A 14,780-nucleotide genomic window follows, 5' to 3' on the forward strand; every position below is an offset into this window, starting at 1 on the left:
CGCTCAGCCTATAATTTCTCAATAAACCCGGAAACAAACCGAATCCGCAAAGCCCGTTTTTCCCTCCCGGAAGTGACGGGGCTGCTGGATGTTTATGGAATCGAGATCGAGTGAGGGGGGAGATTATTGCTTTGTTTGGCAATCTGTTTGCCGCCGATACAAGAGTTAAGCACGAACGCCAAAATTTCCAGCCATTTTACAGGGGGTATGCTTTTTCTTCCATACATTCATATCTCATTTTGACGAAAAGTATGACTTCTATCCCTGTTTTTAAAAAGATGGCATAATTCATCGCTGCTCTTTCACTCTGCTCGGGGAATAGCCGAATTGGCGTTTGAATTCACGGCTAAACTGAGACTGACTTCCATAGCCGCTTTCTTCCGAGGCTTCTCCTGGGCTGGCACCTTCCATCAGAAGACTGTGAGCGTGATGAAGCCTTATTCTTTTTATAAACTGAATGGGAGATAAAGATGTCGCTGATTTAAACTGGCTGTACAATGACGACGCACTCATTCCAGCATATTTAGCAACATCATTGATCTCTATTGGTTGTGTAAAATTATTCTCGAGATATTGTATTATAGGCACAATTTTATGCGCCTTTGCATGATGAAGTACGCAATTTCGCAAAACATAACCACGTTCTCCGCTCAGGATATTAAAAAAGACTTCTCGAATCAAAGCCTTGCCCAATATTTTCACCTTCAAAGGATTTCCAACAATTTTCAACAGCCGCAGCAAGTTCTCTTCAAGCTCCTGATCTATCGGAGCATCGGTTATTATTCGATCTGAAGTGGTTTGATCAGGCCAATTATTGAATTCATCCATATCTACAAGCAATTCGCTGATAAGTGCAGGATCGATATGGATAACCATTCCCAGGTAGGGTTTTTCAGGGGAGGCTTCTTTCAACTCTGATTCGACAGGTATTTTTGTGGAACCGATTAAATAATTTCTTTCATCATACACGATTTCAAGGTTGCCTAAATAGACTGTTTTCCTCCCTTGTAATATGAAACAGACGGCTGGAACCAGCATCGTTGAAGTCCTCTCGTACGGCTTGTCCATTCTGTATAGATCAAATCCCTCAATACCTGTACGGGTCAAACCTTCTGCGGTGGCCAACCTTTGCATCATCGATTTTAAATCCATTTCCTATCACTTCATTTGGTTAATGATAAGCTCTTCAATCAAGGGCCAAATTGTAGTTTTGTGCAAAAAAAACATAGTATTGATATACATTTAGCCATATGAGCAATATATATTACCATCAGTAAAAAATCGTGAACGAAAAGAACAATTAAACAGTTTACAGCAAAAGCACTTCTACAAAGAAACAGATCTGTATTTAAAGTGAACTGTCCCGAAAAACTATGGGGAGAAAAGATGAATACATCGACAATTGGAGTTGGAGAAAATAAGATTACTTTCACAAGCCAAGGCTATAAATTGGCTGCAATACTTTACACACCTAAAGACTTTACAAAGTCACAGTCCTATCCCACCATTGTTTTCTCACCGCCGTTCAACCAGGTCAAGGAACAAATGGGTGCGCTATACGGGAAGAAAATGGCTGAAAAAGGTTTCTTGTTCATTGTTTTCGACCACATTGGCTATGGCGACAGTGAAGGTGAAATCCGTAACTATGAAAACGCTTTCATTAAAATTGAAAGCATCCATGATGCAGTGAGTTTCGCCTGTACACTACCCTACGTGGACAAGGACAAGTTGTATGGTATTGGTGCTTGCGCCAGTGGCGGCTATATGGCTCTCGCCGCTGTGACTGATAAACGAATGAAAGCTATTGCAACTGTTAGTGGAATGATGGATAACCGTTCCACTTTTCTTGCGGGGATTGACCGGGAAGCCGTGATTTCCATGTTCACTGCAGCAAACGCAGCTCGCCAAAAACACTATGAAACAGGCAAGCCGGTATATGCTGATGCGCTGGACTATGAAGGGGTTGACCCTGAAGATCTTTCCGAAGGTGCGCGAAGAGAGGGCTATGACTACTACATGACAGCAAGGGCTGGTGCTGAAACTTATCCGAATTACTCAAATCGGAGTCTTGCCAACATTGCTGAAACCAATGCCCTGACAGATGCTACCACCTGGGCACAATACCTCTACACTCCATATCTCGGCATTTATGGGGAAAAAGCCTTGGCGGATACCGGACCGCTAACTGTGGCATATTATGAAAAGTGCAGTGACCCGAAAGAACTCTTTGAAGTGCCAGGTGCATCGCATGTGGACCTGTACGACGTGGAAGAATATGTCGATCAGGCCGTTGATAGAATAACTGACTTCTTCGGGAAATACGGTAATCAGCCATCATGAGCTTAAAAAACGCTGCGATGTCATATTGATATGCCGCAGCTCCTGATGTTCCCAGATTTTTTATCTGCGGAAGGGATACTAACGCAGTTGTAACCCCTCTTGCCCTCATGGCAACAGGAAAAAAAAGCATTTCACAAAATTTGGATAAGGAGGAATTGAAATTATGCAGTATACGAATTTAGGAAATTCAGGCTTATACATCTCCCGCCTATGTTTTGGAGTCATGACCTTTGGTGGCGATGTAGCAACCGATGCCGACGCTCAAAAAATGGTAGATAAAGCCATTGATGCTGGTGTTAATTTTTTTGATACTGCCAATATTTACACTAACGGATCTTCTGAGGAGATGCTTGGCAAGGCTTTGCAGGGTAAACGTGACAAGCATGTTATTGCCACCAAAGTCTACTTCACCAATGACGTCAAGCCGCATGAAGCTCTGGGATCGAGCAGAAAAGGCATTATTCTCGAGGTGGAAAAGAGCCTCAAAAGGCTGAACACCGATTATATCGATCTGTATCAACTCCATGCCTTCGATGGTTATACGCCCATTGAAGAAACGTTAAGCACCTTGAATGATCTGGTGCATTCGGGCAAAGTCCGTTACATCGGTTTGTCCAATTTTGCAGCCTGGCAAATCGCTAAAGCACAAGGAGTAGCCGAACGACTGGGTTTTGAAAAATTCATTTCAAGTCAAAATTATTATTCTTTGGTTGGCCGGGATCTGGAATACGAAATACTGCCTGCATGTAAAGATTTAGGGCTCGGGATTTTGGTGTGGAGTCCTCTTGCAGGAGGTTTTCTTGCCGGCACAGCGGCAGAAAATCGTAGAGCCTCTTTCCCGATGCCCCCTGTCGATAGTCGGTACGGCTTTGAAATACTGGATACGGTCAAGGAGATTGCCAAAAAGCATGATGCAACTCCTGCACAAATATCAACCGCCTGGTTATTGCATCAAAACGGCATCAGTTCCGTTCTGACTGGTGCATCAAACATAGAGCAGCTTACGGATAATCTGAAATCGGCAAACATAAAGCTGAATGATGACGATCTGGACATTTTGAATAAAGTGAGCCAGCCGGCCTATGTTTATCCTCAATGGTCACGGATGGTCAATTCAGAAAGAGGGGTTTTTGATCAAGATGTCATAGAGAAAGGCACACAGGCCGTCATTGATAATAAAAGAAATAACGTACTTGTCTAAGGGGAAAAAACTATGAACAATTGCAAAAATAAAACTGGCTGGATCACCGGTGGCGGCGCAGGCGTAGGTGCATCTCTTTGCAAAATTCTCGCTGAGCGTGGCGCAAATGTCCTGTGTACCGATATCGATCTGGAAGCCGCTGAACGGGTTGCTTCGAACATTCGTGCATCAGGTGGTGTCTGTATTGGAATGCAGGTCGATATAACCAAGGAAGAGGATAACGCAGCTGCCGTTAAACGTGCTTTTGATGAATGGGGGGCTTTACATATGGTTGGCATTAATGCCGCAGTTGATTTTGCATTCGGAAAGGATGTAACCACCTGCACACTGGACGAAATGCGTAAAACAACCGAAGTGAATTATTTCGGCAGTTTTCTTGGGATCAAACATGCTGCGATAGCCATGAAAGAACACAATATTCAGGGCAATATTCTCGTCATTGGTTCGGGAGCCAGCATCAAGGCTACCCCAGGGACATTTGCATATGCCTCATCAAAACATGGGTTGATTGGCATTGCAAAAGTAGCCGCGGTGGATTTGTTGCCTTTCGGTATCAAGGTCAATACCGCCTGTTTGGGCATGGTGAATACCGAAGGTCTTCGGTCTGCGCTGGCGCATTTTGATGTCAATGAAATGCCGCCCTATGCCGATCATCCGGATATCGTCGCTGCCGAGCTTGCCACGTTGATGTCCAACGATTCACCGCTGATGACCGGACAGATTATAGGCCTGGAACGCGGCCTCAGTAACACGCAATACATGTCTGCCGTTGAAGAACATGGAAGCCGCTATGCACCTGAATAATAAGGATTTAGAAAAAGGAATAGAACGATGATCGTCAAAAGCATTAAAAACCGTTTACCACAGGAATTTGCACAACCTATCGCAGATATGTGCGAAGCCATGGGCTTCCCGTTTGATTTCACAAAAGAACTGGCATCTGTTCGAAGAACGTTCGCACAAGCAGCAGAACAAGCCCTTGAAATGTCAAAAACAATTGAGGGTGTTACCAAAAAGGTCGTGCAAGTTAAGAACCCTGATGACAATCATGATATACCACTGTTTATCTACCGCCCCGAAAATCAAAACGAAGCCCTACCAGTTTTCTATTGGATGCATGGTGGCGGTCTGGTTTTGGGACAAGCTGAACAAGATGAATTTTTGCTGAAAAACTTCTCCAAGAATATGAACTGTATCACTGTCGCGGTGGATTACAGACTTGCACCAGAATATCCATTTCCCACGCCATTAGACGATTGTTATGCAGGGCTGGAATATGTATTTGATCGTACCGATAAGCTGAACATTGACACCAGTCATATTGTTGTTGGCGGCGCAAGTGCGGGTGGTGGTTTAGCAGCAGCTCTGACGCAAATCACCTGTGATCGTGGTAAAATCCCTTTGGCACACCAACTGCTGTTATACCCGATGCTTGATCCGATAAACATCACACAGGCTGGCGATGATATTGACGACACCTACATCTGGACACGTGCCAATAATTTGTTTGGCTGGACATCCTATTTGGGGCAAAAGCCCGAAGAAAGCACGATTCCAAAATACGCCTCTGCGCTTTACAATCACGACCTCACCAATTTACCACCCGCCACCATCATGGTTGGGGATATTGATCTATTCTCCCAGGAATGTATTGCCTATGCTGCCAAACTCTCAGTGGCAGGCATTCCAACAGAGTTGCACCTCTATCCAGGCGGTGTTCATGGTTTTGAAGATATAAATCCTGAAACGCGGATTGCACAAAACTTTCTCGCCACCCGTGACAGCGCACTAAAAGCGGCGTTGGAGAATAAATTATGAATGGACATTTGATCAAAAGGAAGGTGATACCTGTTATGAGGAACGGTGACGTTTCAGTAACAGCATTGTCAAAAGCCATTTCACCTGATGCAGTTGTCATGTCGATGCTGCAGCCGCTGATCGAGCGGAATCCTATTCCTCGACCTTTAACGGAGCACCTCACGATGCCGAAAAAACAGCACTCTAACACCAAGGATCAGTTGCTGGCCGCAAGGCCGGTCAACTGAATGCCATTGTTAGAACAATGGAGCTTATGCAAGCTTCTTTAATGCCGAATCGAAATCAGAAACAAAGAATATGTGGCTGCCTCTATTACACTCAATGATGAATGCATTCAATGCATTACTATTGTATTTTTCATATTCACCTACAATAGCGAGTTGCTTATGATAATTCGATACCTTCTGAAGTATCTCCCCTGCAATACCAGTTCTCAGGTTGAAAAATTGTGGATCAAAACTCGTTTCGTTTATAACAATCCTGCTTGCTCCCTGATAATCTGCATTCCCCAGCAAATCTGTTGCATCCTGAACAGAATTGATTTTTGTTTCAGCAGACACTTTAGCTATTTTCGAATTTCCATATTCTAAAATTTCAAATTCCATTTTCTTGATTCTCCTGAATGTTTTTTAGTACTGACACTAATTATTTTTCTTGTGCATCTCAGAAAATAACAGACTTGTTTTTCATCCTGTTCGAAAAGCCTGGTTCATCGATTTCACCTGCCGCCAAACCCAAAACCGCATCAACAGCTTCGGCTTGTGACGACTTCAGTTGCCATCCGTTACTATGCAAAAACACATAGGCAGCAGCCAAATCAAAGACAGACGGTTCGCCACCGTAATATACCCTGAAGAGGTTTCCGTCAAACACACGATGTCCCCTTGCTTGATCTTCAAGCGCTCAGCCACAACCTTTGGCAGGATAACGCCAGTCTAATTACCAATCTTCGTTACTGTTGCACGTATAATAATCACCTCGATTTTGTCATACAATATGTTATAACGAAACAAGACCATAGCCAAGAAAACTTATCCTGTACTGATTATCCGCTACACTGCCGCTTGACTTCCCGGTTCAGGAACTCGAGCAGCACATCGAGATTCTCTCCAGAAACTCTTGCCACATCTGAAATACGGGCAAACTTTCCCACCGTGTTGAAAACGGCAGGATTATTGAGCTTCTCAAACATCCTGTTGCGTTCTATCAAACGTTCCTTGATGAAGGGGTAGCGCGTAATAATCTCGGCAATTTTATCAGTTTTCGTGATCATGATCATTGCTCCTTTTGTAGAATGGGCTGATATCAGGATTGTTTTCTCCAAATTTTTCCATCAGCTTTCTGACGATTTCTTTTCGTTTTTTTCCGGCACCCTCCTGGGTTTTAGCATATCTGTAAGCTTCAAACAGGGCCGACGGACCTATTTCTGAAGCAAAATACCCAACACCCTGGTTCCAGGCGAACATGGTAAACAGTTCATCAAACTCTGCGATGGTGACACCAACTGAATACGCCTTGATAAACTCCCTGGCAGCCTGTCTCATCCTTCCTGCCCCTACACCGTTCGCAAGTGAAAGCAACAGACGCGTTTTCATGTCTATAGCCGGAGATTCGCTCCCCCAGATCATCTTCCAGAAATTGAGAACCTGATTGGAAAGCTGGGGGTCAATGGTGTTGAAATTGACAATCGCCGTAGGTTTGAACGGCATCGATTCATCGGCTTCAGACCCTGAATCAGGAATTTCAGTTCGATAGAAATAAACCCGATATTCCGTATCAGACACCACATCTGTCTGGTAATCATAACCCAGCTCTTTCATAGCTGAATACAAAGGAACAGGCTCAAAACTCTGTACGACACAGAGACCCTTGTTAGCATCCAGGCCTCTTGCCTTTTTCAACAGCCCCGGAAGAAAATTTCCGGTAAGCTTCCGCACATCGTTCACCTCAAATGTATCTTTCTTGCTTTCCCACGATTTCATGACAGCTCCTCCATTCTTTACGTTTATCAGAATTTTTACTTGGACAACATTTAAAGAATGCAAACAATTCCATGAATGCCCTTTCAAGAAGCACATGAATCAGTCGGATTACATCATATTGATATGATGTGTGGCAAACCGTACAAGCAAAAGAGAAGCGTTTCCTGCCCTTGCAACCAATCAATATTGCTTAACGCACTGTAAAATCCGTTTCCTGAAGCACTCCCTATTATGTTGTTCTCGCTCATCTTCTTTGCCATCTGCACACTCTCATCATCCGGTGAGCTCATTGGCCGGCCACCGTTCTTCACTCTTGCCTTCACTGCCTTCAATCCGGCCTGTTTTTGTTCCTGAATCAACCGGAGTTCAAACTGCATCAAGGTTGCAGAGATATTGAATACCATTTAGCCTGATGCGGTCACAGTGTTGATTTCTCCATCACTGTCATTGAGCACGGTTAACGCTACGCCAAATTCATCTTACAGTTAAATCAACCTTTCAACAGAACTCACAGGCCAAATTGTCCGGAAGGTTACCAGCCAAGTTCTACGAAACAGTTTTATCCTTTAGAAAATTTTGGATTTCAATGAAAGTTATTTATAATTGGTCCAAATAAATATTGTATGCAGTAAGCATTTAGAAATTATAACTTTAAAGGCATAAGTATGCCTCTGCTGTACGCATTATATCCTAGCAGAACAACCAAAAACATCCAAACGTCCATGAATCATTCAGGGTTGAAATCGATATTCACCATGCTCTTGCTTGCCGCCGTCATTATGGCAACACCTTTCAGCCCAGCAAGGGCGGCAGCTATACCCACAACGCCCAAGCTCTACCTCGTAAGTGTCGGCAATGGTGACCCCGACAACATTACCCTGCGGGCAATCAACACCATCAGTAAGGCGCAAGTCGTATTCTGTTCGAACGACATCAGGAAAAACTATGCTTCTTATCTCTCCGGCAAAGAATTGCATAACACAGCCATCAACGTTCATAGGGTGTTCATGCGAAAAGAAGGCGATTTTGAGAAGGCCCGCAAGGATGCATGGAGGATTGAGGGGATTGTCCGCCAAGCTGTAGCTGAAGGCAAGATTGTTGCTGTGCTTGATTCAGGAGACCCCACTATTTACGGCCCCAATATGTGGTTTATCGAGTTTTTTGAGGATCTCGATCCTGAAATCGTTCCAGGGGTGAGTTGCTTTAATGCTGCCAATGCTGCCCTGAAAAAAGGAGTCACTTCTGGCGAAACGACCAAATCAGTTATTCTCACCAATGGTATGGATGTCAACAAATTAGCTCAAGCAAAAACAAGCATGGTGTTCTTTACCATGCGTACCGATCTTGAACAGATTGTCAAGGATCTGAAACCACACTATCCGGCAGAAACTCCCGTTGCAGTAGTCGCAAATGCCGGTTACCGCAAGAGTGAAAGAATCATCAGGGGAACTCTCGGTACTATTCTTGAGCAAACCAAAAATGAGAAACTGACCGTTTATCTCGTCTATGTCGGCGACTTTCTTACCAGGCGCTACAATATCAAGTAACGACTCAAAGCTTGTGATCAATACGGTTAACCGATCTCAGGTTCACGCCGGCCGAAAAACAGGCCGGTGTACCATGCTTCATACAGGGTTTCGAAATGTGTACGTGCACAACAAAGCAATAGTTAATTCACATTCTCAGAAAAGTACGTCGTATAAAATAAGTAAAACAGCGCAGCTCGATGAAGAGAAAAAACGGATTAGTAGTAAAACGAATGCAGCGGTTTATCCAGCTCGCAGGCATTATGACATGCATAGCAGCTTTCGGTACAGCGCGGGCTGATGCCTCAGGCACCTCGGCAACCGAAACGCGGCTGGTCATGGATGAAGTCATAGTCACAGCGACGATGACAGAGAAAAGCCTTGAAGATGTGCCTGGTTCTGTTGAAGTCATTACTGCAAAAGAGATGAAAGAAATGAATGCTTCAACTGTTGCTCAAGCTCTCGAGAATTCGGTCGGCTTGATTGTCGAGGGTTCAAGTGGTCGCGTAAAAACTCCGAGTATACGTGGAACACGCAGCAAGCAGTCGCTCATTTTGATTGACGGCAGACGGATGCCGGTCGGTTTTGGCGATCTGGTGGATATTAACCAGATACCGGTCACTATTGTCGAGAGAATCGAAATTGTCAGAGGTCCATCATCGTCACTGTATGGCAGTGATGCGATTGGCGGTGTAGTGAATATCATTACAAAAAAACCAGGCAAAAAAACAGGAGGAACAGTTACTGCACAAGCAGGCATCAATGAAGATGGCGAAGGCAGCACCTTTCTTGGCAGTGGACTGGCAAGCGGCTACAATGGCCGTTTAAGCTACATCATTGCTGGTGATTATCGAGGTAGCAACAAGTGGAATCGTACAATCGATGACGGAGTGGATGATGGCGATCATATGAGAATGGGGACAGGCGCTGGTCGTTTTATCCTGGATCTCACGGAAGGGCACCATTTATCGGCAGGATTTGATTACAGCAACAGAAACATGGATGGCCTCCGGTACATCGAGGGCCTTACAAGGGATAGGGATACTGAGGATAAAAGGCTCAGTTACTACCTGCAATATGACGCAAAACTTGCCGACAATTATCAGGCCATGATTCGTTTGAATCGGGCTGAATCAACAAGTGAAGTCACAGTTGATCCCCCCACTTCTTCGGCGGCAAAAGGAGGAGCGAAGGAAGATGCGTTGAGTCAGGCTGAGGCACGCATCAGCGGTGAACCATTCAAAAATCATCTTGTAACACTGGGAACCGAATTCAGAAAGGAAGATAGGAATAATGAACCTGACGAAGATATGGACCATAGTAACTCAAGTGTATTTATACAGGATGAGTTCCTGCTTCTGAACTCGCTCTACTTTGTCGCCGGGGCCCGTTATGATGACAACTCCATGTATGGAAACCGGTTAACACCGAGAATCTCATTTATTTACGATGTATTGCAAAACGTAAGGATCAAGGGCTCCTACGGACAAGGGTTTCGTGCTCCAAGTATTGCAGAGCTTTTTGTCGAATCCTGGAAAAAACGTGGCAAGCAGGTATATGAGCCGAACCCAAATCTCAACCCTGAAAAGTCAGAAAGCTATGAAGTTGGTATTGAAGGTGAGTACAAAAACTATAGAGGATCGTTGACGTTTTTCAGAAATGAGCTTACGGATATGATCGATGCCACCTATATACGGTCAGCCGGTACAGGCCCGATGAAAAAGGACTACTATACCTGGGAAAACATATCAAACGCAGCCATAAGCGGCTTAGAGCTGGAATCAAGCATTTTGTTGCCAAAAGGCTTTTCAATAACAGGCAACGCCACCTGGATGGAAACAGAAAACAAGGAAACCGGTAAGGATCTTGAGGGTAAACCGGATATTACAGCGAATCTCAAGCTTGGGTACGACAGCAGCAGGCATGGCTTGCACGCCAACCTAAGAGCATCTTACATCGGTAAAAGGTTCTATTCTGCCGGTAGCAGTTCAGGTTACTCCCTTTTTCATGCCTACGTATCAAAAGAGATTACTGAAAAAATCGACGTTTTTGCAGGTGTTGACAACATTTTCGATGAGTCTGAAAGCAATCCGGTATTCTTTTACGGCGGCACTCACATCTCATTATAAGGTCCTTTGTTTTGATTAAAAGTAAAAACACTATCATCATGAAAATCAATGTGGTTGTTGTAGCTCTTTTAGCTGTCCTGATGTTGCCTGTACGGACAAATGGTGAGAGCAAAACCTCACGTCAATCTGTTTATCAAAAAGCAGGAACAATCAGCGTTATCGATCCAAAAGCAGTGATTGTTGGTTATCGGAATCCCGAAGATGCCGTATTTACCTTGTCACTCGATGATGTCGGGAAATATACCGGACATGTTTGTGCCGGTGTCGCTTCTGGATTTCTGCTCACGGCCAAGGCTCTGGATCTGCTTTATCCCGGAGATGAAATGCCTGTTCGAGGTCAGATAAGTATGGCAGTATCGCGATTTAACGATCAGGCGGAAGTTGCCGCATACGTTATAAGAGCCCGAACGGATGAGGGAGATGAAAAAGAAAATAATGCGCTTATCATCGACCCGGGTCTTGCCGCCTCATTGCCACAATCATTTGTCGTGATTTTCAAGAGAATGGATAATGGCAGAATGGTCAAGGCTGTTCTGGATGAGACAAAGCTTGCCTGCAATAACATGACGGGGGTCGCTCGAGCCTTGAAAAGCAAAGTGATGAGTGGATCCGCAACAGATGCCGAAAAACAACAGTTTGCCAACTCGGTTCAGCAGATCGTTGCAAAAGTGATAGCCGATACACCGACTGGATTACTCTCTGTATCGGAATGCTCTGCAGAAAAAGACTGTGGGAAACCATTCAAAAAGTAAAACAGCTCACTGAAACAGGAAATGCCTCCAAAAGACTTTTTCCCTACTCCCTCCGGACAGGAGCTTTACGAAACCCACTGCATGTCGTTTCCCGCTATACACCCGCCCCTGACCGCCGCACCGAAGGTCAAGGGCATAGCAGAGCATCACCGTACAACATTCACGTTCAGGCAAAAAGATGTTCTATTGACCTTAACCCGGCAGGGTTCATGGTCGTTTCCGAATGGTTCTGGAGCGCGCTCGCTTATGATTGTTTCAGCCATTGAAAAGAGAAGCTATGGCATGACCTGGTTACTGGTTATATGGCCTCTTGACAGGGTAGAGTCCCAAATGCTGCATGAAGGCTGCAATATTGTTTCATTGCCTGCATGCTTATGGTGGCAACGCGAGGGTTTCTCGGACCGAGTGCACTGCTCGGAAAAGAATATGGTATTTGTTCACTGGGATATATCGGAGTTTTGCTGAAATGAAGACTGCTTTCAACGAAAACCTGAAGCGCGAGATAGATCTGCCAGCAGCGACGATCCTGGTGATCGCCAACATGGTCGGCACTGGCGTGTTCACCACCTCGGGCTTCATCATAGGCGAGCTTGGCAGCCCACTTGCACTTTTCCTGGCATGGTTGGTCGGTGGCCTGTTCGCTCTTTCGGGGGCACTCTGTTACGGTGAACTGGGAGCCATGTTGCCACATGCCGGGGGGGAATACGTCTACCTTCGCCGCAGCTTTGGTCCCCTGGCCGGCTTCGTTTCCGGCTGGATATCACTTGTTGTGGGCTTTTCGGCGCCAATCGCTGCTGCGGCGATTGCCTTCAGCACCTATTTTCTCGGCGGTAGTGCAACGCCACTTTTTGTCCTGGAACTGAGGGGTATCACGGTGGTTAGCGTCTCAGGCATCTCGCTTCTTGCGATCGCCGCTGTAATTCTCTTGTCGTTCGTCCATTTCCACAGCCTGAAGCTGGGGAAAGGAATCCAGAACCTGCTGACAGCCTTCAAGATCACTTTCATTATAGCACTGATCGTCACTGGCTTTGCCTTCGGCAACGGCAACCCATCCTTTCTCAAAGAGGCTACCCGATCAGGCTTTGAAGGGGTTGAATGGAGTACATTCGCCGTAACACTCATTTTTGTGAGCTTTGCCTACAGCGGCTGGAATGCTGCAGCATACATCGGCGGAGAGATCCGGAACCCCGATCAAAACCTTCCACGCTCCCTCTTGATCGGCACTGTAATAGTCAGTGTGCTCTATCTTCTTCTGAACCTGCTTTACCTCTATGCCCTACCGGTTGAAACCATGTCAGGCATGCTCGAGGTCGGCCTCAGTGCCGCCACATCGCTCTTCGGTCCGAACGTTGGAAGGCTCGTCGGGCTGGCAATCTCGCTAGGGCTGCTTTCCGTCATCAGCGCGATGATCATGGTCGGCCCCCGTGTCTACTACGCAATGGCACGCGACAGCCTCTTCTTCAAGGTTTTCGGAAAAGTTGATAGAATCCATCATACACCGGCGCACTCCGTCCTCTTCCAAGCGTTATTGGCCATCGTGATGATCTTGACCACAACGTTCGAAATACTACTGATCTACATGGGCATCACCCTTTCCGTTTCAGCAATGCTGACCGTGGCAGGCATGATGTACCTGCGGAAGAAAGAACCGGAGCTGGTTCGGCCCTATAAAACCTTCGGATACCCCTTCACTCCATTACTCTTCATCGCAGGCAATTTCTGGATCATTGTCTTCACGCTGACCAGTCGTCCTCTTGCCGGATTCTCCGGGCTGGCAACCATAGTCTTCGGAACCTTGCTCTACCTCATCTTCCTGAAAACCAGGCCTGCTGATGCAACCGAAAGTGCTCAGGGGACGTTCACAATTAATTAAAGTTTAATCCATAGCAGCAAGTATGCTCTCCAAAAAACCGATAAACCACCCCCAGCTCACATTCCCCCCTCTGTACCGACAACAGAATCGGTTTTTCCGCAGAGCACTCCTTTATCGGCTTCACCATTTTCATAATATCCCGCAATATTGCAATGTTCTCCTTGCCATCGACACCAAGAACAAAAGTTTCACGCCTGGGGTGATTGTGTCAACTCATGGCACTAACCACCAGAAAAAAGGTGCTTTTTTGTTCCCTTGTCGCCATGTCTCAAAAAAAGCCGTCGAGACGTGAGTTTATTATCCAAGAAAAATTTCTGCTTATCCTGAAAAACTATTTTTTCGACACCATTTGATGGCCGTAAAACGGTCTGAAATCGGTAAAGAAAGCAAACTTGTCCCATGAGAAAGACATTATGAACCTGCTTTTAGCCAACGCTCCGGTAGCTCCTATAGTGTAACTATACACCGCGCATGCATGCTATTGGTCGTGAACTTGCGTAACAGAAAGATAACTCATGCCCTGGAACAATGCGTTCAATAATGTTAAGTATATTACCACCATGGGGTAGAACAACATTCCGCTAAATATCTATATCAAGCTTCCCGTATGAAGGCCGATAATTTTAATCTTCAGGCATATTTTTCCAGAATAAACTTTCGGGGCACCGCTTCAGCAGATTTTTCAACATTGAAAAACATTATGCGGTGCCAGTTGTTTTCTGTACCATTCGAGAATCTTGATGTGCAATTCGGGAAAGTTGTTTCACTCATACCGGAAGAGATTTATACAAAAATCGTCGATCAGAAGCGTGGCGGGTACTGTTATGAGATAAACGGATTGTTTGCCATGGCCCTCGGTAAGTTGGGCATACCGCATCAGTTTGTCGCCGCTCGTCCGATGACTTATCCTTCTCGTCGTCCGAAGACACATATGGTGATTGTGGCAAGCGTTGACGGTGAAAAATGGCTGTGTGATCTTGGCTTCGGAAGCTACTCTATACGTGAACCGGTCAATCTCGACTGGCTTGACCAAGACATCAAGCAGGATTTCGATACGTTCAGGCTGTCACGGAATCCGAGGCAAGACTATCTTCTGCAGTTGCTTGACAACGGTGTTTGGAAAAACCTCTATGAATTCAATCTATGTCCCCAGGAGTGG

Annotated in this window: 16 protein-coding genes; 11 read left to right on the top strand and 5 right to left on the bottom strand. The window is 45.5% G+C overall.

Features of this window, described 5'->3' with window-relative positions; genetic code table 11:
* Window positions 1–288: 288 nt before the first annotated feature.
* Complete coding sequence (locus tag QZ209_RS02090; protein ID WP_294344235.1) at window positions 289–1,152, bottom strand: AraC family transcriptional regulator; 864 nt, start codon at window positions 1,150–1,152, stop codon at window positions 289–291.
* A gap of 234 nt (window positions 1,153–1,386) precedes the next feature.
* On the opposite strand from QZ209_RS02090, the gene QZ209_RS02095 reads away from it, so the two are divergent.
* The 5 genes from QZ209_RS02095 (at window position 1,387) to QZ209_RS02115 (ending at window position 5,586) form a co-directional block, all read left to right on the top strand.
* Entirely contained in the window at window positions 1,387–2,340 is a 954-nt protein-coding gene (locus QZ209_RS02095) for an alpha/beta hydrolase (protein WP_265370662.1), read from the top strand.
* Window positions 2,341–2,503: 163 nt separating this feature from the next.
* Window positions 2,504–3,541: an aldo/keto reductase gene (locus tag QZ209_RS02100; protein WP_294344239.1), complete on the top strand. Its 1,038-nt coding sequence runs from the start codon at window positions 2,504–2,506 to the stop codon at window positions 3,539–3,541.
* Between the two features lie 12 nt (window positions 3,542–3,553).
* A complete protein-coding gene (locus QZ209_RS02105; RefSeq protein ID WP_265370664.1) occupies window positions 3,554–4,345 on the top strand; it encodes an SDR family oxidoreductase in 792 nt (263 codons plus the stop codon).
* A 27-nt stretch (window positions 4,346–4,372) separates the two neighbouring features.
* The gene (locus tag QZ209_RS02110; protein WP_294344242.1) at window positions 4,373–5,359 is read left to right on the top strand and encodes an alpha/beta hydrolase; all 987 of its coding nucleotides are present in this window, start codon (window positions 4,373–4,375) and stop codon (window positions 5,357–5,359) included.
* A 35-nt stretch (window positions 5,360–5,394) separates the two neighbouring features.
* Entirely contained in the window at window positions 5,395–5,586 is a 192-nt protein-coding gene (locus QZ209_RS02115) for a hypothetical protein (protein ID WP_294344244.1), read from the top strand.
* A gap of 24 nt (window positions 5,587–5,610) precedes the next feature.
* On the opposite strand, the gene QZ209_RS02120 is transcribed toward QZ209_RS02115, so the two are convergent.
* From QZ209_RS02120 to QZ209_RS02135, 4 genes are all read right to left on the bottom strand, one after another.
* Window positions 5,611–5,964 carry a DUF4180 domain-containing protein gene (locus QZ209_RS02120; RefSeq protein ID WP_265370667.1) on the bottom strand — a complete coding sequence of 118 codons (354 nt, stop codon included), beginning with the start codon at window positions 5,962–5,964 and terminating at the stop codon, window positions 5,611–5,613.
* A 58-nt stretch (window positions 5,965–6,022) separates the two neighbouring features.
* The gene (locus QZ209_RS02125; RefSeq protein ID WP_294344247.1) at window positions 6,023–6,232 is read right to left on the bottom strand and encodes a hypothetical protein; all 210 of its coding nucleotides are present in this window, start codon (window positions 6,230–6,232) and stop codon (window positions 6,023–6,025) included.
* A gap of 172 nt (window positions 6,233–6,404) precedes the next feature.
* Window positions 6,405–6,632 carry a DUF1858 domain-containing protein gene (locus QZ209_RS02130; protein ID WP_265370669.1) on the bottom strand — a complete coding sequence of 76 codons (228 nt, stop codon included), beginning with the start codon at window positions 6,630–6,632 and terminating at the stop codon, window positions 6,405–6,407.
* A complete protein-coding gene (locus tag QZ209_RS02135; protein WP_294344250.1) occupies window positions 6,616–7,341 on the bottom strand; it encodes a hypothetical protein in 726 nt (241 codons plus the stop codon). Before QZ209_RS02135 ends, QZ209_RS02130 begins: the two co-directional genes overlap by 17 nt.
* Before the next feature lie 722 nt (window positions 7,342–8,063).
* On the opposite strand from QZ209_RS02135, the gene QZ209_RS02140 reads away from it, so the two are divergent.
* The 6 genes from QZ209_RS02140 to QZ209_RS02165 form a co-directional block, all read left to right on the top strand.
* Complete coding sequence (locus QZ209_RS02140) at window positions 8,064–8,888, top strand: SAM-dependent methyltransferase (RefSeq protein ID WP_294344252.1); 825 nt, start codon at window positions 8,064–8,066, stop codon at window positions 8,886–8,888.
* 179 nt (window positions 8,889–9,067) lie between these two features.
* Window positions 9,068–10,996 (top strand): TonB-dependent receptor, encoded by a 1,929-nt coding sequence (locus QZ209_RS02145; protein WP_294344253.1) that lies wholly within the window; start codon window positions 9,068–9,070, stop codon window positions 10,994–10,996.
* Window positions 10,997–11,034: 38 nt separating this feature from the next.
* Window positions 11,035–11,748, top strand: a complete 714-nt coding sequence (locus tag QZ209_RS02150; RefSeq protein WP_265370674.1) for an FmdE family protein — start codon at window positions 11,035–11,037, stop codon at window positions 11,746–11,748.
* Window positions 11,749–11,769: 21 nt separating this feature from the next.
* Window positions 11,770–12,213: a hypothetical protein gene (locus tag QZ209_RS02155; protein ID WP_294344258.1), complete on the top strand. Its 444-nt coding sequence runs from the start codon at window positions 11,770–11,772 to the stop codon at window positions 12,211–12,213.
* Window position 12,214: 1 nt separating this feature from the next.
* Window positions 12,215–13,621 carry an amino acid permease gene (locus tag QZ209_RS02160; RefSeq protein WP_294344257.1) on the top strand — a complete coding sequence of 469 codons (1,407 nt, stop codon included), beginning with the start codon at window positions 12,215–12,217 and terminating at the stop codon, window positions 13,619–13,621.
* Window positions 13,622–14,228: 607 nt separating this feature from the next.
* A partial coding sequence (locus QZ209_RS02165) for an arylamine N-acetyltransferase (protein ID WP_294344255.1) occupies window positions 14,229–14,780 on the top strand: 552 nt, incomplete at its 3' end.

Origin of the sequence: Prosthecochloris sp. (assembly GCA_015482705.2) — a bacterium.
Lineage (GTDB): Bacteria > Bacteroidota > Chlorobiia > Chlorobiales > Chlorobiaceae > Prosthecochloris.

Excerpts from the sequence above, each read along its gene's own strand:
- QZ209_RS02100 (WP_294344239.1), top strand. The coding sequence starts at position 2,504 with ATGCAGTATACGAATTTAGGAAATTCAGGCTTATACATCTCCCGCCTA.
- QZ209_RS02155 (WP_294344258.1), top strand. The coding sequence starts at position 11,770 with ATGCCTCCAAAAGACTTTTTCCCTACTCCCTCCGGACAGGAGCTTTAC.
- QZ209_RS02135 (WP_294344250.1), bottom strand. The coding sequence starts at position 7,341 with ATGAAATCGTGGGAAAGCAAGAAAGATACATTTGAGGTGAACGATGTG.
- QZ209_RS02105 (WP_265370664.1), top strand. The coding sequence starts at position 3,554 with ATGAACAATTGCAAAAATAAAACTGGCTGGATCACCGGTGGCGGCGCA.
- QZ209_RS02110 (WP_294344242.1), top strand. The coding sequence starts at position 4,373 with ATGATCGTCAAAAGCATTAAAAACCGTTTACCACAGGAATTTGCACAA.
- QZ209_RS02120 (WP_265370667.1), bottom strand. The coding sequence starts at position 5,964 with ATGGAATTTGAAATTTTAGAATATGGAAATTCGAAAATAGCTAAAGTG.
- QZ209_RS02090 (WP_294344235.1), bottom strand. The coding sequence starts at position 1,152 with ATGGATTTAAAATCGATGATGCAAAGGTTGGCCACCGCAGAAGGTTTG.
- QZ209_RS02160 (WP_294344257.1), top strand. The coding sequence starts at position 12,215 with ATGAAGACTGCTTTCAACGAAAACCTGAAGCGCGAGATAGATCTGCCA.
- QZ209_RS02115 (WP_294344244.1), top strand. The coding sequence starts at position 5,395 with ATGAGGAACGGTGACGTTTCAGTAACAGCATTGTCAAAAGCCATTTCA.
- QZ209_RS02130 (WP_265370669.1), bottom strand. The coding sequence starts at position 6,632 with ATGATCACGAAAACTGATAAAATTGCCGAGATTATTACGCGCTACCCC.
- QZ209_RS02145 (WP_294344253.1), top strand. The coding sequence starts at position 9,068 with ATGAAGAGAAAAAACGGATTAGTAGTAAAACGAATGCAGCGGTTTATC.
- QZ209_RS02095 (WP_265370662.1), top strand. The coding sequence starts at position 1,387 with ATGAATACATCGACAATTGGAGTTGGAGAAAATAAGATTACTTTCACA.
- QZ209_RS02150 (WP_265370674.1), top strand. The coding sequence starts at position 11,035 with ATGAAAATCAATGTGGTTGTTGTAGCTCTTTTAGCTGTCCTGATGTTG.
- QZ209_RS02140 (WP_294344252.1), top strand. The coding sequence starts at position 8,064 with ATGAATCATTCAGGGTTGAAATCGATATTCACCATGCTCTTGCTTGCC.